This window comes from Streptomyces sp. NPDC059906, from assembly GCF_042730645.1.
Lineage (GTDB): Bacteria > Actinomycetota > Actinomycetes > Streptomycetales > Streptomycetaceae > Streptomyces > Streptomyces rubrogriseus.
On record NZ_JBHWKU010000006.1, the window covers coordinates 221015 to 242493 of the forward strand.

At 73.1% G+C, this 21479-nt stretch carries 17 protein-coding genes; 1 reads left to right on the forward strand and 16 read right to left on the reverse strand.

The genetic code is table 11. From position 1 onward, the window contains the following. Window positions 1–131: 131 nt before the first annotated feature. Window positions 132–884, forward strand: coding sequence for a phosphatase PAP2 family protein (locus ACFV9J_RS12540; protein WP_385353282.1), 753 nt, complete (start codon window positions 132–134; stop codon window positions 882–884). A 42-nt stretch (window positions 885–926) separates the two neighbouring features. Here ACFV9J_RS12540 and ACFV9J_RS12545 read toward each other — a convergent pair whose 3' ends face one another. The 16 genes from ACFV9J_RS12545 to asnB all read right to left on the reverse strand — a co-directional run bounded on the left by ACFV9J_RS12545 (window position 927) and on the right by asnB (window position 21477). Beyond that, window positions 927–2252, reverse strand: a complete 1326-nt coding sequence (locus ACFV9J_RS12545; protein ID WP_385353284.1) for a glutamate-1-semialdehyde 2,1-aminomutase — start codon at window positions 2250–2252, stop codon at window positions 927–929. Window positions 2253–2259: 7 nt separating this feature from the next. Further along, window positions 2260–2811 (reverse strand): dTDP-4-dehydrorhamnose 3,5-epimerase family protein, encoded by a 552-nt coding sequence (locus ACFV9J_RS12550; RefSeq protein ID WP_385353286.1) that lies wholly within the window; start codon window positions 2809–2811, stop codon window positions 2260–2262. Then, window positions 2808–4040, reverse strand: a complete 1233-nt coding sequence (locus ACFV9J_RS12555; RefSeq protein WP_385353288.1) for a polysaccharide pyruvyl transferase family protein — start codon at window positions 4038–4040, stop codon at window positions 2808–2810. Before ACFV9J_RS12555 ends, ACFV9J_RS12550 begins: the two co-directional genes overlap by 4 nt. Continuing rightward, a complete protein-coding gene (locus ACFV9J_RS12560; protein ID WP_385353290.1) occupies window positions 4037–4984 on the reverse strand; it encodes a glycosyltransferase family 2 protein in 948 nt (315 codons plus the stop codon). The genes ACFV9J_RS12555 and ACFV9J_RS12560 overlap by 4 nt, the downstream gene beginning before the upstream one ends. Further along, window positions 4981–6270: a hypothetical protein gene (locus ACFV9J_RS12565; protein WP_385353292.1), complete on the reverse strand. Its 1290-nt coding sequence runs from the start codon at window positions 6268–6270 to the stop codon at window positions 4981–4983. Before ACFV9J_RS12565 ends, ACFV9J_RS12560 begins: the two co-directional genes overlap by 4 nt. A gap of 5 nt (window positions 6271–6275) precedes the next feature. Then, window positions 6276–7559, reverse strand: a complete 1284-nt coding sequence (locus ACFV9J_RS12570) for a DUF4910 domain-containing protein (protein ID WP_385353294.1) — start codon at window positions 7557–7559, stop codon at window positions 6276–6278. After that, entirely contained in the window at window positions 7547–8572 is a 1026-nt protein-coding gene (locus tag ACFV9J_RS12575; protein ID WP_385353296.1) for an NAD-dependent epimerase/dehydratase family protein, read from the reverse strand. The genes ACFV9J_RS12570 and ACFV9J_RS12575 overlap by 13 nt, the downstream gene beginning before the upstream one ends. 3 nt (window positions 8573–8575) lie before the next feature. Then, window positions 8576–9223: a PIG-L deacetylase family protein gene (locus ACFV9J_RS12580; RefSeq protein ID WP_385353298.1), complete on the reverse strand. Its 648-nt coding sequence runs from the start codon at window positions 9221–9223 to the stop codon at window positions 8576–8578. Then, window positions 9220–10029 (reverse strand): glucose-1-phosphate cytidylyltransferase, encoded by an 810-nt coding sequence (locus ACFV9J_RS12585; RefSeq protein WP_385353300.1) that lies wholly within the window; start codon window positions 10027–10029, stop codon window positions 9220–9222. The genes ACFV9J_RS12580 and ACFV9J_RS12585 overlap by 4 nt, the downstream gene beginning before the upstream one ends. Next, window positions 10026–11276 carry a class I SAM-dependent methyltransferase gene (locus ACFV9J_RS12590; RefSeq protein WP_385353302.1) on the reverse strand — a complete coding sequence of 417 codons (1251 nt, stop codon included), beginning with the start codon at window positions 11274–11276 and terminating at the stop codon, window positions 10026–10028. The genes ACFV9J_RS12585 and ACFV9J_RS12590 overlap by 4 nt, the downstream gene beginning before the upstream one ends. Beyond that, complete coding sequence (locus ACFV9J_RS12595) at window positions 11273–12514, reverse strand: glycosyltransferase (RefSeq protein ID WP_385353304.1); 1242 nt, start codon at window positions 12512–12514, stop codon at window positions 11273–11275. The genes ACFV9J_RS12590 and ACFV9J_RS12595 overlap by 4 nt, the downstream gene beginning before the upstream one ends. A 2-nt stretch (window positions 12515–12516) precedes the next feature. Continuing rightward, window positions 12517–13749, reverse strand: a complete 1233-nt coding sequence (locus ACFV9J_RS12600; protein ID WP_385353306.1) for an O-antigen ligase domain-containing protein — start codon at window positions 13747–13749, stop codon at window positions 12517–12519. Window position 13750: 1 nt separating this feature from the next. Then, window positions 13751–15292 (reverse strand): right-handed parallel beta-helix repeat-containing protein, encoded by a 1542-nt coding sequence (locus ACFV9J_RS12605; RefSeq protein WP_385353308.1) that lies wholly within the window; start codon window positions 15290–15292, stop codon window positions 13751–13753. Between the two features lie 21 nt (window positions 15293–15313). Continuing rightward, complete coding sequence (locus ACFV9J_RS12610) at window positions 15314–17281, reverse strand: alginate lyase family protein (protein ID WP_385353310.1); 1968 nt, start codon at window positions 17279–17281, stop codon at window positions 15314–15316. Next, window positions 17278–19470 (reverse strand): bi-domain-containing oxidoreductase, encoded by a 2193-nt coding sequence (locus tag ACFV9J_RS12615; protein WP_385353312.1) that lies wholly within the window; start codon window positions 19468–19470, stop codon window positions 17278–17280. Before ACFV9J_RS12615 ends, ACFV9J_RS12610 begins: the two co-directional genes overlap by 4 nt. 72 nt (window positions 19471–19542) lie before the next feature. Continuing rightward, entirely contained in the window at window positions 19543–21477 is a 1935-nt protein-coding gene (gene asnB, locus ACFV9J_RS12620) for an asparagine synthase (glutamine-hydrolyzing) (protein WP_385353314.1), read from the reverse strand. Between the last annotated feature and the right edge of the window lie 2 nt (window positions 21478–21479).

The window sequence follows — 21479 nt, forward strand, 5'->3', positions numbered from 1 at the left end:
TCCGGCCCGCTGGAGCGACTACGGTGGCCTCGACCGGAGGCTGACCGGCGCGACCGCCGCCGAGCCGGGCGAAGCGGGGGAGTGGACGAGGACGTGGGACAGTACCGCAGGCCGCCCGGGGCGGTGGGCGGGTGACCGGCCGGCCGGGGCCCGCGGTGCTGCCGTCGTGGCTGCGCGTGTGGCTCGGGCTGATCGCCTGCCTCGCCGCGCCGGTGGTCCTCGTCCTCGGCGTCGGGTACGCCGACGAGAGCGAGCCGCGCGAGTGGGACATGCGGATCTTCGCGGCGGTGGACGGGGTCGGGCCGCCGTGGCGGCACGTCGCCGTGGTCACGGACTTCCTGGGGGAGCCCGCGGGGGCGGTGCTGCTGGTCGCGGCCGTCGTGACCGGCTGCCTGCTGCTTCGGCACCCGCGCGCGGCGGTGTTCGTCGTGACCGGCGCAGGCCTGACCGTGGGGACGACGACGCTGCTCAAACCCGTGGTGGGGCGCACCATCCACGGCGACAACCTCTCCTACCCGAGCGGGCACACCGCCTTCCTCACCGCGATGGCCCTCATGGTGTCGCTGCTCGCGGCCGGACGCCTCGGTCTCGGCAGGGTGGCCGGCACGGCCCTCGTGTTCGCGGCGGGGCTGGTGGCCGGCGCGACCATGGGCTGGGCGCAGGTAGCCCTGGGCTCCCACTACGCGACCGACACCCTCGGCGGCTGGTGCACCGCGCTGGCGGTGCTCCCGGTCACCGCGTGGCTGGTCGACCGGACGGCTGACCGGCTGACCGACCGGTCGGCCGGCCTCCCGGCCCACCCGCCGGACCAGTGGACGGCCGGCCGGCCCTCCGACCGGCCGTCCGGGCGGAGGGCCGACGCCGGGCGGCAGCAGGGCCGCTGACGTCACGTCGCCCCGAGCCGCCCCTCCACGGTTCGCCCGGCCTCACACCAAGGGGCGGAACACCGGCTTCACCGGCCGGCCGGCCATCCAGGGCGTGGGATCGGCGGCGTCCAGCGCCTTGCGGTACACCGCGCACGCCTGGGCCACCACGTCCACGGTGTGGTCGAGGTCGGCGTCGCCGAGCGCGCTGCTCACCACGAACGACGGGGCCAGCACCCCGCCCGCCAGGAGTTGGCGCAGGAACAGGGTGCGGTACCGCTGCGACGGCCGCCCGTCGTCGTCGAGCGTGGCGAAGACCAGGTTGCTGGCCCGTCCCCGCACCACGAGGTGGTCGCCGACGCCCATGCTCGCCGCGGCCTCCCGGACACCGGCGGCCAGCCGGTCGCCCAGGGCGTGCAGCCGCGCGGTGACGTCCTCCTCGACGTAGGTGCCCTGCACGGCCATCGCGGCGGCCAGCGCGTGCGTCTCCGCCCCGTGGGTGGTGGACAGCAGGAAGACCCGGTCGCCGGAGTGCCGCAGTCCGCCCAGCTCCATCAGCTCCCGGCGCCCGGCCAGCGCGGCGACGGCGAACCCGTTGCCCAGCGCCTTTCCGAACGTGGAGAGGTCGGGGACTACGCCGTACAGGCCCTGGGCGCCCGCCTCCGACCACCGGAACCCGGTGATCATCTCGTCGAAGACCAGGACGCACCCGTGCCGGTCGGCCAGCTCGCGCAGACCGGCGAGGTAGCCGGGCGGCGGCTCGGTGTGGGTGGCGGGCTCCAGGATCAGGCAGGCCACCTCGCCCTCGTGCCGGGCGAGCAGTTCCTCCGTGGCGGCCAGGTCGCCGTAGGGGAACGCCACGGTCAGCTCGCTGGTCGCCGCCGGAATCCCGGCGGACATCGGCGTGGTGCCGATGAACCAGTCGTCGACCGAGAAGAACGGATGGTCGGCGCAGACGGCCACCCGGGGCCGTCCGGTGGCGGCGCGGGCCAGGCGCACCGCCGCCGTGGTGGCGTCGGAGCCGTTCTTCGCGAACTTCACCATCTCCGCGGTCGGCACCGTGGCCAGGAACCGTTCCGCGGCCTCGACCTCCACGATGGACGGCCGGACGAAGTTGCTGCCCCGGTCGAGCTCCCGTCGTACGGCCTCCGTCACGCGCGGGTGGGCGTGGCCGAGGCTGACCGACCGCAGGCCGGAGCCGTACTCGACGTAGCGGTTGCCGTCGACGTCCCACACGTGGGCACCCCGGCCGTGGCTGATCACCGGGGCCAGGTTCTCCGGGTACTGGTCGTCGCCCTTGGCGTAGGTGTGCGCGCCGCCGGGGACCATGGCGTGCAGCCGCTCGTTGGCCTGCCGCGACCGGGGCAGGCCGAGTTCTTCGGCGTTCACTTCGGGCTCATCCCTCCCTGTGCTTGAGGAAGTCGGCGAGGCTCGGCGCCTCCCGGTCCCGGGCGGACGCCGAGGTCACCGGCAGCGGCCAGTCGATGGCGAGGTCCGGGTCGTCGAAGGCGATCGTCACGTCCTCGGCCGGGTCGTGCGGGCGGTCGATCCGGTACGAGACGTCGGAGGTCTCCGTCAGCGACTGGAAGCCGTGCGCGCACCCCGCCGGGATGTACAGCGTCGTCTGCGTCTCGCCGGACAGCTCGAAGAACGCCCGGCCCAGATAGGTCGGCGAGTCCGGCCGCAGGTCCACGACGACGTCGAAGATCCTCCCGTTCGAGCACCGAACCAGCTTGGCCTCACCGGCGCCGGAGCGCAGATGCAGGCCGCGCAGCACGCCCCGGACCGAGCGCGACACGCTGTCCTGGACGAAGGCGGCCGGGTCGAGACCCACCGAGCGGACGACGTCGGCGTCGAAGGTGCGGCAGAAGAATCCGCGTGCGTCCGCGTGCGGCGTGGACCGGAACAGGTAGGCGCCGGAGATCTCCGGCACTTCGGTCGCCTTCATGGTGCCTCCCGCAGGGCGTGGGCTTGGTCGGTCGCCGGGAACAGCGCCGTGGTCAGCGCGGTGAACTGGTCCTCGACGCGCCGGGCGACGACCAGGTTCCGCTCGAAGAGGGTGCGCCGCACCGGGCCCGACCGCCGTTCCAGCTCGCGGAACTGTGCGAGCAGCCGGTCGGCGTCGGCCTCCCGGGCCGGATGGCAGTAGGCATCCATCCCCATCTCGGCCATCAGCGCGTCGCTCTTGCCCGAGTAGCTGAGAGCGAGGGTCGGTGTGCCGACCTTCAGGGCGCAGACCAGGTTGTGGTAACGGGTCGCCACCACGGTGTCGGCACTGGCCGTCTCCTTCATCAGGTCGGCGAGCGAGGCCGCCTCGGCGACGGTGACCAGCGGCGAGCCCACCGCGTCGACGATCGCGGCGGCCACCGGCCGGTCGAGCTCGTCGCCGGTGAGCAGCCGGACCGGCCTGCCCTCCTCGACCAGCGCGTGGACGAACCGCGTCGTCCCGTCGAGGTAGCGCCGGTGGATCTCCTCGGCCACGTCCCGCTCGTCGTTGCTGCCGTGGAAGTCCATCACGCCGACGCAGACCGGGCCCCGCGTCTCCACGGGCTCGCTCGCGGACGGCCCCGGCAGGGCGAAGACCAGGTCCGCGTAGACCTCGTCCCGCGCGGTGTCGACGCCCATCGCCCGCATCGCCTCGCGCGACTGGGTGTCCCGGTACGACCGGTACGCGGCCAGCCGCGTCGACCAGCGCGTCAGGACCCGGGTGGCCCGGTTGCCGATCGGGCCCGCGCCGACGCTGACCAGCGCGACACGGGCGCCGGACAACCGGCCCGTCAGGCAGAGCAGGAACAGCGAGTACGGGAAGCCCCAGGGCCTGAGCGGCAGCGTGGTCTCCAGGACGCCCGTGCCCGGCACGATCACCGCGTCGTGCCGGCGGACCCAGGCGGCGGTGCGGAAGACGTCGACGAGCTTGCCCAGGGCCTTGGCGGCGATCGCGCTCGCGCGGGAAGAGGTCCGGTACTCACCGCGGTACCAGTTGAGCCGCGTCGCGGGAACCCCGTACCGGGTCGCGACGGTTTCGGGTCCGCCGCACATCGCGTCCACGACCGCGTCGGGATGTGCGGCCCTGAGGTGGTCGAGCACGGCTTCCAGTGACCCGTCGTTGCCGCTGTTCCCGGCACCGAACAGGCCGAACACGCCAATGCGTAAAGGCTTTTCGCGCATGGAGGTCATGCCTGCCTTCCCTCGCGGCCGGCGACCAGGTCGTCGACGGAGACGGTGAGCCGGTCCGGGTCCACGGGAGCGCGGTCCTCGACCCGCTCGCCGGCGCCCGGCCGGACGCGGCTGGTCATCCACGCCGCCAGATGGCGGTGGCAGGCACGCCGGTCGGCCGAGGACAACGGCGCCCGCCCGATCGCCGAGGCGAAGCCCCAGACGTACTCCGCGAGCAGCCGGGGTGTCGGGTGCAGCGGCCCCGCCCGGCGCGGGTCCAGGTTGACGCACCGGGAGCGCTTGGAGGGGTTCGCCCGCTCGGCGCGGGTGGGGTGGTCCCGGCGGAAGTACAGCAGCTCCGGCACCTGGTGGAAGGGGCCGTGCAGGGTGATCTCGGCGACGAAGGTGCGGTCCGCGTGGTGGTAGCTGTCGTGCGGCTTCACCCGGCGCAGCATCGCGGACCGCATCACCCCGTAGAAGTCGTCGCCCCCGGGCTCGAAGAGCAGGCTGCGAAAGCGCTCCGGAGCGCGCGGGGAGTCGGTGGCGAGCCCGTACTCGTAGGGGACCTTCACCTTGCCGTCGCCGTCGATGACGGCCTGGCCGGCGTGTGCGAGGACCACCTCCGGCCGCTCGTCCAGCGCCGCCACACAACTGCGCAGCAGGTCCCGGGCGTAGAGGTCGTCGTGCGAGGCCCACTTGAACAGCTCGCCGCGGCACTCGGTGAACACGTAGTTGTGGTTGGGCGCGGCGCCGATGTTGCGGGGCAGCCGGATGTAGCGGATGCGCGAGTCCTGCGCGGCATACCGGCGGCAGATGTCCTGGGTGCCGTCGGCCGACGCGTTGTCGGAGATCACCAGTTCGAAGTCCTCGTAGGTCTGCCCCAGGAGGGCGTCCAGCGACTCGGCCAGATACTCCTCGCCGTTGTAGACGGGAAGGCCGATGCTCAGCCGGGGGTGGGGGGTCATGTGGTCCTCACTTCGGGAATGGGATGGTGGTCGCGCTCGCGCAGGGCGGCCCGCAACTGCAGCCACCACACGACCGAACCGCAGACGGACGCGGCGGCGGCGCCCCAGGCCGAACCGACCGTGCCGCCCGCGACCGCACCGCCGAGCCCGCCCGCGACGTAGCAGGCGGAGGCGAACAACTGGCAGCGCAGACTGCGCCGGGCCGCCGCCAGGGCGCGCAGCCCGGCCGCCGCGCCGGTGCCGAGCCCGGCGCCCGCGACGCTGAGCGTGACCGGCACGATGAGCTGAGAGGCGCCGCTCCAGACGTCGCCGAGGACGAGTTCACCGAGCCGGTCCGGCACCAGCAGCAGCGCCGCGCCCCACAGCAGCGCGGCGACGGTCTGCCCGGCGCCGAGCAGGAAACAGAACTTCCCGAGCCGCCCAGGTGCCTGGCGCAGCACCCGCGCTGCCTCGGCCACCGTGACCAGCGACAGCCCCATCAGCACCGCGAGGAACGGCCCGAGCAGGAGTTCCGCGCCACGGACGACACCCACCGCACCGACGCCGACGATCGCGCCGAGGCCGTACGCCCGTATCTGGCCGGCGCCGCTGACGCCGACGTTCTCGACCAGGTACCGGTAGCCGAGGTCGCGGTGGTCGCGATGCCACTCGCGCGCCCCGGCCGGCCTCGGCCTGATGCCGGACTGGAACCAGCCGTACACCCCGGCCACCGCGGCGGATCCGCCCCAGGCGAGGAGGAAGGCGGGCACGCTGCCCACCCGGGCCGCCACCACCATGGCAGGCACGAGCGCGACGGCCCACACGACGTCGTTGACGAACGCCTTGCGGCCGACGCCGGCGGCGAAGAACGAGTACCGCCAGGCGTCCTGGAGCAGCAGCCCCGGCAGTACGACGCCGAGCGCGGCGAACGCTGCTCCCACCTGGCCGCCGATGGTCAGCCCGGCGACCAGGGACACCGTGCCGATCGCGGCGCCGACCAGCAGCGCGGCACCCGACGCCCGGGCCACCGCGCCGCGCCAGGACGACTGGGGCACGCCGCTGAAGCGCACCACCAGCGGGTCGGTGGCCAGCCCGCGGGAGACGTTGAGGACCACGCCGTAGGTCACCCAGGCCAGGCTGAACACACCGAACGCGGTCAGCCCCAGCGAGCGGGCCACGTAGATGCCCACCACGAAGTTGGACAGGCTGGAGGCCGCCTGGTCGGCCAGCCCCCAGGACAGCCTGCCGACGACGCCCCGCCGGGCGGGTTGCGCCGGTGTCGTCGTCTTCTCCCCTTCGACGGTCATCGGCGTCATGCCTTGACGAGTCCGGCGCCGTGCAGGGCGTCGGCCGCTGCGGCGACGGTGTCGAACCCCAGCCCGGACTGCTCGGCGACGTCGAGCAGGCTGCGCTCGCCGTCGGAGAGGCTGAGCACCCAGAGCATGGCCATCTGGGCCTGCTTGGCGTCGCTGCGGCCGCCGAGCGAGTCGTACAGCCCACGCCTTCCCAGCTGCGGCTCCCCGTACGGACTGAGGTTGACGTACCGCCGGTTGCGGTCGAGGACGGAGAACGCCTCGCGGCAGACGGCGAGCGTGTCCGCCATCGCCGCCGGGGAGACGAAGTCCAGGTTGTCCGCGGACGTGTGGTATTCGGGGTAGCCCGCGTACGGGGTCCGGGTGAGCGAGCCCACGCCGAGGTCGAAGCCGGGCGAGCAGTACTGCCGCTCGTCGTAGCCGTAGGGCGTGAACTCCACGACCCGGTGCGGTCGTTCGGAGGCGGTCAGCACATGCCGCAGCACCCGGTCGATCTCCGCGTCACCGCGCCTGCTCTGCTTGTACGTCAAATGCCCCGGGTCTCCCGCGCAGGCCAGCACCAGGCCGTGCTTGACCCGTTCCACCCGCTCCCGGTTGCGGGCCAGCCAGGTGATCGCCCCGATGGTGCCGGGCGCGAAGACGAACCGGTAGGTGTGGTACGGGTTCCGCTCCGCCAGCTCCCGGGCCAGGAACGTGGCCACCGCGATGCCGGCCAGGTTGTCGTTGGCCAGCGACGGGTGGCAGACGTGGCAGGAGACGATCACCTCGTCGGACACCTGGCCGGGGACCACGTGCTCGGCGTAGGTGAGGTGACCGTCCGCCAGGGTGGAGTCGATACGGACCTCGTAGTCGCCCTCCGGCAGCGCGTCGAGGGTCTCCTGGGCCAGGCAGAAACCCCACTCGGGCCGGTAGTAGCTGGTGCGGTACGGCACCAGGGAGGGCTGGTCCGGCAGGGTGTGCAGGTGCGGACGCAGCTCGGCCAGCGGCATCGTCGCCGACACCGGCACGCTGTAGCCGAGCACATGGAGGCTGGACGCGGCGAAGTCGACGACCCGGCGGCCGGTGGCGTCGGCGACGTACGCGTCCCGGATGTTCCACTCCTGCGGCACCGTCCAGTCCAGCACCCGCGTCCCGGTCGGCACCTCGTGCATGTGCAGGGGGATGTACTCGTCGACGATGTCCAGGGTCGCGCGCACACCGTCGCCCGTGATGCTCCGGCACAGCGGGTACAGCCGCTCCACCAGCGCGTACATCTCCCATCCGGCCTGGGTCATCGGCGCCACCGCAGGGTGTCGTCGACGGAGCCGGTCTCAGCGGCCGCGCGCAGCACGGCCAGGCGGGTGAAGCGTTGCTCGAAGTCCTCCCGGGTCAGCCCGTGCCTGCGGTAGGCGTCGGCGAGTTCGAGCGCGCCCTGCTTCACCGTCCACTCGCAGTCGAAGCCGGGGATCGCGGCGCGGAAGCGGGAGAAGTCCACCCGGTAGGAGCGCGGATCGGCGCCGGTCTCCCCGGTGATGACCACCTTCGAGCCGGACACCGCCGCGGCCACCTCGTCGGCGATCTCGGCGACCGTGACGTTGTTGACCTCGCTGCCGATGTTGAACGCCCGGTCGTGCACCGCCTCCCGCGGCGCCACCAGCGCGGCGGCGAAGGCCCGGGCGATGTCGGCGGCGTGCACCAGCGGGCGCCACGGGGTGCCGTCGGAGAGCACCAGCACCTCGCCGGACAGCAGGGCGTGGCCCACCAGGTTGTTCAGCACGATGTCCGCGCGCAGCCGGGGCGAGAAGCCGAAGGCGGTGGCGTTGCGCATGTACACCGGGCTGAAGTCGCCGTCGGACAGCGCGTGCAGCTCGTCCTCCACCCGCACCTTGGACTCCGCGTACGGCGTCACCGGACGCAGCGGGGCGTCCTCGGTCACCAGGTCGCCCCCGCCCGCGGCGCCGTAGACCGAGCACGTCGACGCGTACAGGAAGCGCTGCACCCCGGCGTCGCGGGCCAGCCGGGCCAGCCGCACCGACGCGTGGTGGTTGATGTCGTAGGTCAGCTCCGGCGCCAGCGAGCCCAGCGGGTCGTTGGAGAGCGCGGCCAGGTGGATCACCGCGTCCACCCCCGCCACGTGCCCGGCCGTGAGGTCGCGCAGGTCGACCCGCTGCCCCGGCGGGTCGTCGGGCGCCGGGCCCAGGACGCAGTCGGCGAACAGGCCGGCGTCGAGGCCGACGACCTCGTGTCCGGCGGCCGTGAGGACCGGGGCCATCACGGTGCCCAGGTAGCCCTGGTGTCCGGTGAGCAGTACGCGCAAGGTTCAACCCCCCAGGTTGAGAGTGAGTTTGGCGACGTCGAACGCCTCGGCATAGCGGGCGTGGCATTCGATGCCGCGGATCCGGGCGAGGCCGAGGAAGGCCTCCCGGTCGTACCAGGGGCGGTGCCGCTGCGAGGGGTAGTGCTCCTGCAGCAGCCGCACCTTCTCTTCGGCGACGCCCTCCGACAGCGGCTGGTACGCCGTCGGGCGGCCCAGGTCGCCGTCCCACTTGACGATCTCGTAGCGCAGCACCAGGTGGTCGCGGAAGGCGGTGGTCATCAGCTTCGCCAGACCGCGGTGGTCCTGGTGCGCGTCGTCGGTGCGCGGGGACAGCACGAACTCCGGCTCGGTCCGCTCGCGCAGTTCCTCGACCGCTGCCTTGGCCTCCTCCCAGTGCGCCGGCATCCGGCCGTCCGGCAGCTTGAGCACCGTCAGCCGCAGGTCGGCGCCCGGGCAGAAGGCGGCCAGGGCGGCCCGCTCCTCCCGCTCGCGCTCGCCGCCACCGCCGGAGAGCACCAGCGCGTCGACGCGCACCCCCGGCCGCGCCAGACACACCGTCAGCAGTGTGCCGCCGGCGCCGATGGCGATGTCGTCGCAGTGCGCGCCCACCGCGACGATCCGCTCCGGGCTCCCGGCCCCGAGCCGTATCACGCGGTCCTCACCCCGGCGGCCGACGTCGCGCCGTCCCGTTCCCACACGGCCCACGGGCGCTCCCCCCGGGCGTAGGCGGCGTCGAGCGCGGCGCGCTCCTTCACCGTGTCCGTAGGCTTCCAGAAGCCCCGGTGCTGGTGCGCCACCAGCCGCCCCCGCTTGGCCAGTTCGGTGCATCCGTCGGCCACCAGGTCCCCGTTCTCCGGGATGTGGTCGAAGACCTCCTGGCGGAGCACGAAGTAGCCGCCGTTCTCCCACAGCGGCAGGTCGCTCACCGCGGTGATGCCGCCGACCAGACCGTCCTCACCGAGGTCCACGCAGTGGAACGAGGACTGCGGCGGCACCACCATCATCGACGCGCCCGCGTCCCGCCGGGCGAAGGAGTCGATCATCTCGGGCAGCGGCGCGTCGGTGAGCACGTCCGCGTAGTTGGCGAGGAACATCTCGTCGCCGTCCAGGTGGTGCCGCACCCGGCGCAGGCGCTCCCCGATGGGCGACTCGATGCCGGTCTGCGCGAACGTGATCGTCCAGTCGGCGATGTCGGTGGAGAGCAGCTCGGTCCGTCCGCCCCGCAGCACGAAGTCGTTGGAGGTCGTCTCCTCGTAGTTGAGGAAGAAGTCCTTGATGTGGTGGGCCCCGTAGCCCAGGCACAGGATGAACTCCTTGTGCCCGAAGTGCGCGTAGTAGCGCATGACGTGCCAGATCAGCGGCCGCGGGCCGACCATCGCCATCGGTTTGGGCACGTCGTCGAAGGCGCCCTCGCGCATCCGCATCCCGTAGCCGCCGCAGAACAGTACGACCTTCATGCTGTGCCCTTCTCGGACGCGGGCTCGACCACGCTCAGTTCCGGTATGGGGAAGACCAGGCGGCCGCCCCACTCGTGCACGTAGGAGAGCTGCTCGACCAGCTCGTCGCGCAGGTTCCACGGCAGGACGAGGACGTAGTCCGGCCGGTCGGCGGCGATCCGCTCGGGCGCCAGGACCGGAATGCGGGTGCCCGGAGTGAATCTGCCGTGCTTGTAGGGATTGCGGTCGACCGTGTACGCGAGCAGGTCGGGCCGCACGCCGCAGTGGTTGAGCAGCGTGTTGCCCTTGCCCGGGGCGCCGTAGCCGACCACCGTGTCGCCGCGCTCGGCCGCCTCGATCAGGAACCGCAGCAGGTCCCGGCGCACCTTGGCCACCCGGGACGAGAACTCGGTGTACCCGGACAGCTCCCGCAGCCCGGCCGCCTTCTCCCGGTCCAGCACGTCAGTCACCCGCCGGCTCGGCTCACCCGCCACCTCGGCGGGCCGGGCCCACAGCCGGACGGAACCCCCGTGCGTGGGCAGCAGCTCGACGTCCACCAGCGTGAGGCCGCCGCTCGCCAGCGCCCGGATCGCGGACGCGACCGTGTAGTACTGGAAGTGCTCGTGGTAGATCGTGTCGTACTGGTTCTCCTCGATCAGGGTCAGCAGGTGCTGCACTTCGATCGAGACCCAGCCGTCGTCGGCGACCAGCGCGCGCAGCCCCTGGGTGAAGCCGACCACGTCCGGGATGTGCGCGTACACGTTGTTGGCCACCACCAGGTCCGCCCGGCCGTGCTCGGCGGACACGGCCGCGCCGGTGTCCGGGCTCAGGAACTCCGTGAGCGTGGGCACCCCCGCCTCCCGCGCCGCCGCACCGACGTTCACCGACGGCTCCACGCCCAGGCAGCGGATCCCGCGGTCCACCATGTGCCTGAGCAGATACCCGTCGTTGCTCGCCACCTCGACCACGAAGGAGTCCGGGCCGAGGCCCAGCCGCTCCACGGCGCCGGTGACGAAGGTCCGCGCATGCTCCACCCAGGAGCTCGAGTACGAGGAGAAGTACGCGTACTGCGTGAACGTCTCCTCCGGCGTGATCAGCGCGGGGAGCTGCGCCAGCCAGCAGTCGGTGCACACCCGCAGGTGCAGCGGGTACGCCGGCTCCGGCCGGTCCAGTTGGTCCGCGGCGAGGAAACTCTCGCACGGCGGAGTCGCTCCGAGATCGACGACGCTCTCCATCGCCGCCGAACCGCAGAGTCGGCATCGTGTCATCTACTGCCCCCATCCCCCCTGCCCGCGCGGACGTCCCCGCCGCGAGCCAGTGCCGACCGCCCCGCGATCGCGGTGCGGTACCCCTCCAGCAGGCGCTCCAGGCCGACGGCCGGGCTGAAGCCCTGCTCGTACCGGCGCCGGGCCGCCCGGCCCATCTCCTGGTTGCGCTCCGGCTCCGCCGCGATCCGGCGGATGCGGGACGCGAGCGAGGCGGCCTCGCCCGGCCGGTGCAGCAGCCCGGTCACCCCGTCGTCGACGAGTTCGGCGAAGGCGCCGTGCCCGGCGGCGACGGCCGGTACCCCCGCCGCCATCGCCTCCACGACCACCAGGCCGAACGCCTCCAGCCACGTCGAGGGAGCCACCACGGCCACCGAGCGGGCGAGGGCCCGCCTGCACTGCTCCGGGTCGTACAGGCCGACGTAGCGCACGTCGTCCCGGCCCGCCGCCCAGGCGGTCACCTCGCGTTCCAGCGGCCCCGTGCCGGCGACGACGAGCGGGACGCCCACTCCGCCGTCCGCGGCCAGCTCGTCCCACGCCTTCATGAGCAGCCGTACGCCCTTGGCCTCCGCGAGGCGGCCGAGGTACAGCAGGTGCTCGCCGGGGCCGGCCCGGCGCGCCTCCGGGTCGGGCACGAAATTGTGCTTCACCGCCAGCCGTTCGGCCGGCAGACCCGCCCCCACCAGGACCTCGCGCTGCGCCGCCGAGATGCAGAAGAACCGCTCCACACCGGACCACCAGCGCCGCCGGTTCACCGACAGGCCGACCGCGAGCGGCACCGTCGCCAGCCGCGAGTTCCGGTAGCAGCCGTGCCGCACGGCGGGCAGCGGCGCCGCCCCGACGCACTCGGTGCACGGCCGGCCGTCGCGCTGGAGCGTGCCGGGCGGGCAGACCTGCGTGTAGTTGTGCAGCGTGGCGACGGCCGGGACCCCGGCGTCGGCGCAGGCCGCCAGCACCGCCGGGGACAGGAGCGGGAAGACGTTGTGCACGTGCACCACGTCCGGGCGCTCGGTGCGCAGCCGGTCGGCCAGCTCCCTGCGGACCGCCGGGTTCCACGGCACCAGGAGCGGCACGGCGACCTTGCCGAGCAGGGACCGCGAGGCGATGTCGTCACTGCGCCGCTCGAACAGGCCCACCCGGTGGCCGGCCGCACGCAGCAGCTCCACCTCCTGGTCGACGACGTTGTTCTCGCCGCTCGGCTGGGCCGAGTTGTAGCGGTTGTGCACCACGAGGACGTGCATGCTCAGGTCACCTCCGGGGTGCGGGCCCAGCGCGGGACGCGTCGGCGCGGGGGTTCGGGCGTCGTGAGGGGCGCGGCCGCGGCGGGCGAGGCCAGCAGCGAGGCGGCCACGGCGAGGTGCAGCAGGTACGGCGAGGCGTCGCCCAGACCCGCCTCGGTGTACGACGCGAGGGCGCAGTAGCTGATCAGGAAGATCGCACAGGCCCGCGCCGGGGACGGCGGCCGCAGCAACGCGACGCCGCCCAGCACGACGAGGAACGCCGCCACCAGGGCGATGCCGATCAGACCCTGCTCGTGGTAGACGGCCAGCCAGCTGTTGTCGATCGGCAGCCCGTCGAACGACTTGTCGCCCAGGCCGATGCCGAACACCTTCTCGCCGGCCGTCCTGGGGGCCGCCAGCAGGGCGTCCCAGACCTTGGCCCGGCCGGTGAGATTGCTGAAGTTCTCCTCGCTCTGGCCGCGCAGGAACCACGCGTGCAGCGCGGAGGCGAACGCCACCGCGGCCACCGCGGCGCACAGCACCGCCCAGGAGAAGAACCGGCGGGCGGCGGCGCTGGTGAGGGCGAGCGAGCCGATCGCGAGGGTCAGGCCGACGAGCAGACCGAGCGTGGCCGTGCGGGTATGGGTCAGCAGGAGCAGCAGCAGGGACGGAACGATCACCATCGCCGCGCTGCGCCGGTCGGTCTGGCGGCTCAGCACGAGCAGCAGGGCGAGACCGATGATCACCGCGGCGTACTGGCCGATCTGGGGCGGGGTGAGCGGCCACAGGGCGCCGACCAGCCGCCCGCCGTACAGGTCGGGCATGGCCGCACCCGGTGAGACGAGCGCACCCGCGGCCACCGTGCAGAGCACCGCGAAGTACATCCGGATGTGGTGCCGGACGAACGTGGGGCCGCCGTCCCACCAGCGGCTGAGCAGCCACAGGGTGCCCACGAAGAGGCCCAGCCGGGCACAGCGGAACAGCGCGCCGAACCCGGACTCCAGGTCCGCGCTGGAGATCAGGCTCGGCACCAGCAGCAGGGTGAGCAGGAACAGGAAGGCGCTGGCGCGCACGCGCAGCCGGAGATTGAGCGCGAGCGCCAGTGAGAACGCGACGGCCAGCGCGCCCATGGTGACCATCTGGATGAGCGAGCGGGGCAGCGGGACGATGGTCTCCGCCCCCGTGGAGCCGAGCGTGTTGAGGATCAGCAGCCCCCAGACCGTCCCGACCAGCTTCGGTGTGCGCCCGGTCTCCATCTCAATCACCGTCCCCGGCACGCAGGGTGCTGCCCGCGTCCTGCCGGTAGGGCGCAGCCCGCCACTGCCCGAAGTCGAGCACCCGGCTCGGGTCGTGGGCGACGAACTTCCACGCTCCGACGTAGACGTTGTCGTGCCAGCGGTTGTGCTGGCGGAGCGTGACGGCCTCGGCCACCCGCTCGCCCTGGTACGGCGACCAGTCCGGATAGGTGCCGTAGTTGGCCAGCAGCGCCATGCGGTCGCACTTGTCCGTGCACTCGACGACGGACTTGTCCAGGGTGAAGCGGTTGTCGTGGATGTCCACCCGCTGGGTCTTCCACCGGCAGTCCGCGTACAGCGGCGCGCTCGCGATCGCCGGGCGCGCACAGCGGTCGACGTCCTCCACCAGCAACGTGCAGTCCCCCGAGGAGGTGTTGGCCGGGCTGTTGCAGAACCGGTCCGCGTTCTCCCACAGGGTGATGCCCGACCAGTTGTCCTCCAGCACGTTCCGGTAGATCTCGATCTTGTCCGTGCGCGCCTCGACCCGGGGTTCGCCGCCCGACTCGGAGATGTAGACGGTGGCGTACGGGAAGTCGTCGCCGCCGTCGGTGTTCTCGCGGCCCTCGACCCAGTTGTTGCGGCGGATGGTGTTGTCGCGGATGATCGCGTTGTAGCTGGTCTCGTAGATCAGCGCGGCACCGTCGTTGCCCTCCAGCACGTTGTCCTCGATGAGGAAGTCGTTGTTGTTGGTGTCCGCCCACAGGCCGGTACCGCGGTTGTGGTGCACCCAGTTGCCGCGTACGTCGGCGCCCTGGACGGCCCAGAACTTGACGCCCCCCGTGCACCCGCAGCCCGGCCGCTTGCGCTCCCAGTCGCCGGTGTTGTTGCCCGTGATCTCGTTGCCCTCGAGCACGAGGTCGTTGATGATGCCGTCGCCCTTGTACGCGTTGAGGCCGTACTGGCCGTTGTCGCGCAGACAACTGGCCCGGACCTCCTGACGGTCACCGGCCATCAGCCCGGCGCCGGAGTTCCGCTGGATCGTGGCGTGCTCGATCACCCAGCCGTCGGCCGAGTCGTGGTTGACCACACCCTCGTCGTGGGGCGCGTCGAAACCCTGCACGGTGAGATGGCTGATGGTGACGTCCGACGCCGTGCCGCCGAACGCGTACTGGTTGGTCTTCCCGCCGTCGAGCACCGCGCCCGGCGCCCCGAGGTAGCGGTTCCCCTCCTTGGGGACGACCTGGGAGTAGCGGTCGGACGCGAGCCGGTGCTTGCCCGGCCGGAGCCAGAAGGTCGTGTGGGCGGGGCTGTTCCGGGTCTTGTCGGCCAGGTCGCCGACGACCGCCGGATCGACGGTCACCGCACCCGCCGGCGCCTTCGCCGGACCGGCGGCGGGCTTCTCGCACACCCGGGCCACGTCCCGCGCCCCGGAGGCGGAGGACGGAGCGGTCGGCTCCGGCGCCTCGGTGTCGTCGTCCGGCGTGCCGACACAGCCGGCCGCCAGCAGCGCCAGCGCCAGCGACGCCGCGGCCGACACGGCCCCGCTCCGCCACCTGATCCCCATACGTCCTTCCTCCTTCCCCGCCTAGCCGTGAAAGCCGAGTACGGTCGTGAACTCCCGCACGCCGTCGGTGACACCGGTGCCGACCAGGGTGGTGGCCGGTTCCTTGCGCCCGAAGCCGGGGGAGTACCAGCCCAGCGGCGGGTCGGTCTCCCCGCGATGCGCCCGCCAGGACAGTCCGCCGGGCAGGTCGAGCACCGCGGAGCGTTCCTCGCCGTCCCGGGTCCAGGTGAGCGCGGCGCGGCTGCCCACCAGGTCCGCGGCGACCGCCGGGCCGAGGTGGAACGCCAGGCGCACGGGCCGGCGCGGGCCGCGCACCTCGTCCACCACCCGCAGCTCCCGGCTCGCGGCCGTCAGCTCCACCCGGCGGCGGTGCACGGAGTCCCCGTACCCGTCGTGCTCGGCGCACCAGTGGGACACCTTCTCGTCCGACGTGTCCACGGCCAGGACCCGGGTGCGGGCGTGCCGGGTCCACAGGAACGGGCCGCCGGAGACGGACTGGTCGGCGCCGTCCAGTTCCAGGGTGTTGTGGCCGAGCGTCGAGCGGAAGTACCCCCGCCACGCGGGCTGCCCGTGGTAGCAGTACGTCCCCGGATCGGCGAGTACGTCGACCCCGTCGTGCCGGACCTCCACCGACAGCGCGTCCGCGTGGGCGTGCGCGGCGATGGACAGGAAGCCGTGCGGACCGCCGTCGCAGCGGCACCAGATCCCGCCGGGACCGCGCAGCACCGTGAGCCCCGCGTCCGCGAAGTGGGCCGGCCTGCGCGCCGGGCGGGTCACGGCCCGGCCCGCTCCATCCCTGCCGTACGGCCGGACCAGCGCCGCCAGCAGCGGGGTGCGCACATCCGTGCCGGTCACCGTCGGCCACCAGGGCAGCGATCCGAACACGGCGTCCCCGGTGGCGAGCAGCGAGCCCCAGCGGTCGGTGCCCGCGCCGTCCACCACCAGGCCGTGGCCGTCGTCCGAGTCCCCCTGCCGCGGCGGCCGCAGCCGGTCGTCCACGACGGCGGCGAGCGCGTCGGTCATCCGCAGCAGCACCAGCCGGACCGTCGTGGGAACCGGCACACCGGCCGCGTCCGCCTCCGCCACCGCGGCCAGGCCGAGTTCCAGCACCAGCCCGTGGTACTCGGTGGCCAGCTCCCGGTTGAGGCCGGAGAGGAAGGTGTTGCCGCGCAGGTGCCGCTCCAGCGACCGCAGCGCGTCGTCCCGCCACCGTGCCGACTCGGGGAACCACCCGAAGGCACAGGACGCGGCCAGCTGCCCCGCGGCCTCCGCCACCACGTGGTTGTTCGCCGACGAACCCCGGCTGGGGAAGGCGGACAGCCAGCGCTGGTGGTGCCAGATCTGCTCCAGGGCCGCCGGGTTGTCCTCGAAGAGCGCGGCGGCGCCCGGCCAGCCGTCGAGCAGCCGGCGGATCCACACCCAGGACAGCAGCCGGATCCCCAGCTCGATGCCGCTGACCCAGTGCACCCCGCGCAGCGGCGCGTTGACCGCCCACCACGACCGCAGGTGCTCGGCCACGCGCTCGGCGTACCGCTCCTCGCCGGTGACCGCGTAGGCCGCGGCGAGCACGGTGAGGTACTGGTGCCGGGACGGCTCCCAGATCTGCTTGATGTCCCCGACCGCCTCCTCGTCGCGGTACGGCACGTCGAAGGCGTACCCCCACGGCGCCCGGCGCCCGGTCTTCGGGTCGAAGCACCAGTCCGGATCGACCAGGTCGTCGCGGAGCACGCCGAAGTACTCGACGTGCCCGGCCAGCAGGCGGTCCGCCTCGGCGACGAGGCGCTTGGCGGCGTCCGGCGGCACCGCGGCGATCGTCCCGGCGGGCAGGACCGCGCCGAACCGGGCCCCGGTCACGCCCGGAGCGGCCGGCCGCACCGACCGCCACCGTCGCCTGCGCACCGTGTCGCCCACCCGGCCGCCCACCTCGCGCGGCCCCATCCGGGACAGCCGCCGCAGGTACCAGCCCGCACTCCCCGGGGTCACGGTCATCGCGCCTGCGCCAGACCCACCGGAGCGCCGGCGGCCAGAGCGGTCCGCACGGCGAGGGTGGCCGCCGTGGTGGCGACCAGCGACTCGAGCGGCACCGGCATCGGCCCGCCGGTCCGCACCGCCCGGACGAACGCGGCCAGTTCGGCCGACTGGCCCTTGTCCCGGGCCTTGGGCAGCCGCGAACTGAGCCACCGCTTGCGGCCGTCGTAGACCGAACTGCGGACGAAGTCGTCGAGCTGCAGCACCTTGCCGTCCGCGACCAGGTCCAGCGTCTCCTTGGGGAAACCGGCCGCGCCGGTGGTGACGTAGCTCAGGGTGGCGGTGGACCCGTCCGGATAGCCCAGCACCACCTGGAGGTCCTCGTTGCCCGACGGGGCGAGCGCGTACACCGAGACCGGGTCGGCCCCGAGCAGCCAGCTCGCCGTGTCGACGAAGTGCCCGCCCTCACCGGCGAACCGCGAGCCCTCGGTGCCCTGCTGGAGGTACCAGCTGCCGTGGTCGAGCCGCCCCGCGTTGACGAGGTAGCGCAGGCTCGCCGGCCCGGTGCGGGCACCGAACCGCTTCCTGGCCTCCTGGAGCAGCGGCGCGAACCGGCGGTTGAAGCCCACCTGCACCCGGTCATTGCCGGACTCCTCCACCGCCGCGAGCACTCCGCTCAGCTCGTCCTCGGTCAGCGCCAGCGGCTTCTCCACGAACACGGCCTTGCCGGCCAGCAGCGCCTTGCGGGTCAGTTCGGCGTGCGAACTGTGCCGGGTGACCACGAACACCGCGTCCACGGACGCGTCGCCGAGCACGGCGTCCAGATCGGTGGTCGCCTCCCCGAACCCGAACTTCCGCTGCGCGTTGGCCGCGGACAGTGCCGTCGTGGTGACGACCGTCGACAGCTCGACACCCTCGCGCCGGGCCAGATGCGGCAGCAGCATCGACGTCGCGTAGTTGCCGGCGCCGACGAAGGCCAGGCGCACCGGTGTCCGCGCGGCCCGTGCCGGGGCGGACGCGGTGCCGCCGCGCCGCACCGCGGGCACCGTCACCGCCGGTGCCTCGGCCGGCGCCTCCCCGTCGGGCTGCCCGGGGTACCGGAACAGCACGGCCACGGCCTTGAGGGCGCCGTCCTGCAGACTCCGGTACGTCTCGACCGCCGCGTCGAAGTCGGCGGTACGGGTGATCAGCGGCGCCACGTCGACCCGGCCCCGGGCGACGAGGTCGAGGAAGCAGGCCAGATTGCGCCGCTCGGTCCAGCGCACGTAGCCGATCGGGTAGTCCCGCCCCTCCAGTTCGTACTCCGGGTCGTAGCGGCCGGGGCCGTAGGAGCGGGAGAACCGGACGTCCAGCTCCTTCTCGTAGTACGCGTTCCACGGCAGGTCCAGGCGGCACTTGCCGATGTCGACGACCCGGCCGCGGTCCCGGCACAGCCGCGCGGCCAGCTCGACGGGCTGGTTGCTGCCGCCGCCGGCCGCCAGGTACACCTGGTCCACGCCGTGGCCGTCGGTGAGTTCGGCGACGGCGCTCTCCACGGCCGGGGAGGCGGGATCGCCGCAGGCGGCGGCGCCCAGCCGCTCGGCCAGCTCGCAGCGTTCCGCGTCGGGGTCGGCCCCGACCACCCGGACGCCCGACGCGACGAGCAGCTGCACCACCAGCTGGCCGATCAGACCGAGCCCGATGACCAGGGCCGTCTCGCCGAGGCGCGACTCGCCCTGGCGGACGCCCTGCAGCGCGATCGAACCGACGGTGCCGAAGGCCGCGTCCCGCGGCGCGAGACCGTCCGGCACCGGGGCGTAGAGGTTCCGCGGCACCCAGTTCAGCTCGGCGTGCAGGGCGTGCTCGTTGCCGGCGCAGGCCACGAGGTCGCCGGCCTTCACGTCGTCGATGCCCTCGCCGACCTGCTCGACCACCCCGCACAGCGAGTAGCCGAGGGGTGTGTAGGAGTCCAGTTTGCCCATCACCTTGCGATAGGTGGCGGGCACCCCGTTGGTGGCCACGCTCTGCACGACCTTGGCCACCTGGTCCGGCCGGGACCTCGCCTTGCCGAGCATCGACATGCCGGCCTCGGACACCTTCATCAGCTCGGTGCCGGTGGAGATCAGGGAGTAGGCGGTCCGCACCAGCACACCGCCCGGCTTGCAGCCCGGCACCGGCACGTCGAGCAGCGCCAGCTCGCCGCTCTTGTAGTTCTGCACAACCTGTTTCACCGAAGGTCCTCTTGTCTCTTGGCCGGTCGTGGTGCGGGGGAGGTGCGGAGGTGCGGGGGAGGTGCCGAGGTGCTACGCCGTCGACGAGGAGTGGTGGCCGGACCCGGAGGTCGCGCCCCGGTACCAGTACTCGAGGGTCAGCACGTGCCACAGGTGTTTGGAGAAGTCCCGCTGCCCGGCGGCGTCCTCGGCGACGAGCCGCCGCAGCGCGTCCCGGCGCAGGAAGCCGGACCTGACGAGTTCGCCGTCGTTCACCACCTCGCGCACCAGCGGCGCCAGGTCCCGGCTCATCCAGGCCCGCAGCGGGGCGCTGAACAGGCCCTTGGGCCGGTACACGATCTCCCGGGGCAGGACCGAGGTGGCCGCCTCCTTCAGGACGGCCTTGCCCTGCCGCCCCACGATCTTGCGGTCACCGGGTACGGCGAACGCCGCCTTCACCACCTCGACGTCCACGTACGGCACCCGCACCTCGGTCGACGCGGCCATGCTGGAGCGGTCCGTGTAGGCGAGGTTCAGGCCAGGCAGGAACATCCGGGCGTCGGCCAGGCACATGCGGTTCACGAAGTCGTCGAGGTCGTTGTCCTCGTAGACGTCCGCGTGCTCGGTCAGCACGTCCTCGACCGTGCCCGCCAGATCCGGATCGATCAGGCCGAGCAGTTCCTGACGGTCGTACATCGTGTAGCTGCGCCTGAAGGCGGTCTCCTGCGGCAGATCGGCGAAGGACAGGAACCGCTTCGCGAACCGCACCGACCGGTACCCCCGGCGGCTGGAGGCGACCGGCAGCCGGCCCACGGCCGCGGACACCCCGCGCCGCAGCGGCCGCGGGACGCGCTGGTAGCGCAGCGCCAGCACGTTGGCCAGGTGCTTGCGGTAGCCGGCGAACAGCTCGTCGGCGCCCATCCCCGAGAGCATCACCTTGACCCCGGCCTCCCGGGCGGCCGAGCAGATCAGGAAGGTGTTGATCGCGGCGGGGTCACCGATCGGCTCGTCCAGGTGGTACGTCATCCGCGGCAGCAGGTCGAGCACGTTCGGGGCGATCTCGATCTCGTGCAGATCGACGCCGAACCGCTCGGCCACCTGCCGGGCGTAGCGCAGGTCGTCGGGCATCGCCTCGAACCTGGCGTCCTCGGCGCGGAACCCGATCGTGTAGGCGGAGATCCCGGGCCGGTCGCGGGCCGCCAGCGCGGTCAGGTAGCTGGAGTCCAGCCCGCCGGAGAGGAACGTCGCCACCGGCACGTCGGAGAGCAGGTGGCGCCGGGTCGACTCCTCGACGGCGGCGGCGAGGTCCGGCCGCTCGCCGCTGCGGGCCCGCTCGCGGCCCTCGGCGGCGACGTCCCGCAGGTTCCAGAACCGGCCGCGCTCCACCCGGCCGTCGGGCCGGCAGCGCAGCCAGCTGCCCGGCGGCAGCTTCTCCGCCTCGCGGAACGCGCAGCGCGAGTCCGGCACCCAGTAGTACAGCAGCGAGGCCACCAGCGCCGCGTGGTCCACCTCCAGCTTCCCGCCGGTCGCGGTGGCGAGCGCCTTGAGTTCGGAGGCGAACACCAGGCCCGTGCCGCGCCGGAGCAGGAACAGCGGCTTGATGCCGAGCTGGTCGCGGGCGAGCACCAGTTCACCGGTGCGCTCGTCGAAGACCGCGAACGCGAACATGCCGCGCAGCCGCGGCAGACAGTCCGTGCCCCAGCGCCGCCAGGCCTCCAGGAGCACCTCCGTGTCGGAGGTGCCGCGGAAGCGGACCCCGGCCGACTCCAGCTCGGTGCGCAGCTCGGGCGCGTTGTACAGCTCGCCGTTGTACGACAGGGCGAGCCCGTCCGAGACCATGGGCTGGGCGCCGGTTGTGGACAGGTCGATGATGGCCAGCCGGCGGTGCCCGAGGTGGACCTCGCCCACGCCGGCGGGATGGCTGTAGCGGCCCGCCCCGTCCGGACCGCGGTGGGCGAGGACGTCGGTGAGCCGGTCGGTCACGGCCTTGCCGTCCGGCCAGTGGTACGTGCCTGCGATGCCGCACATGT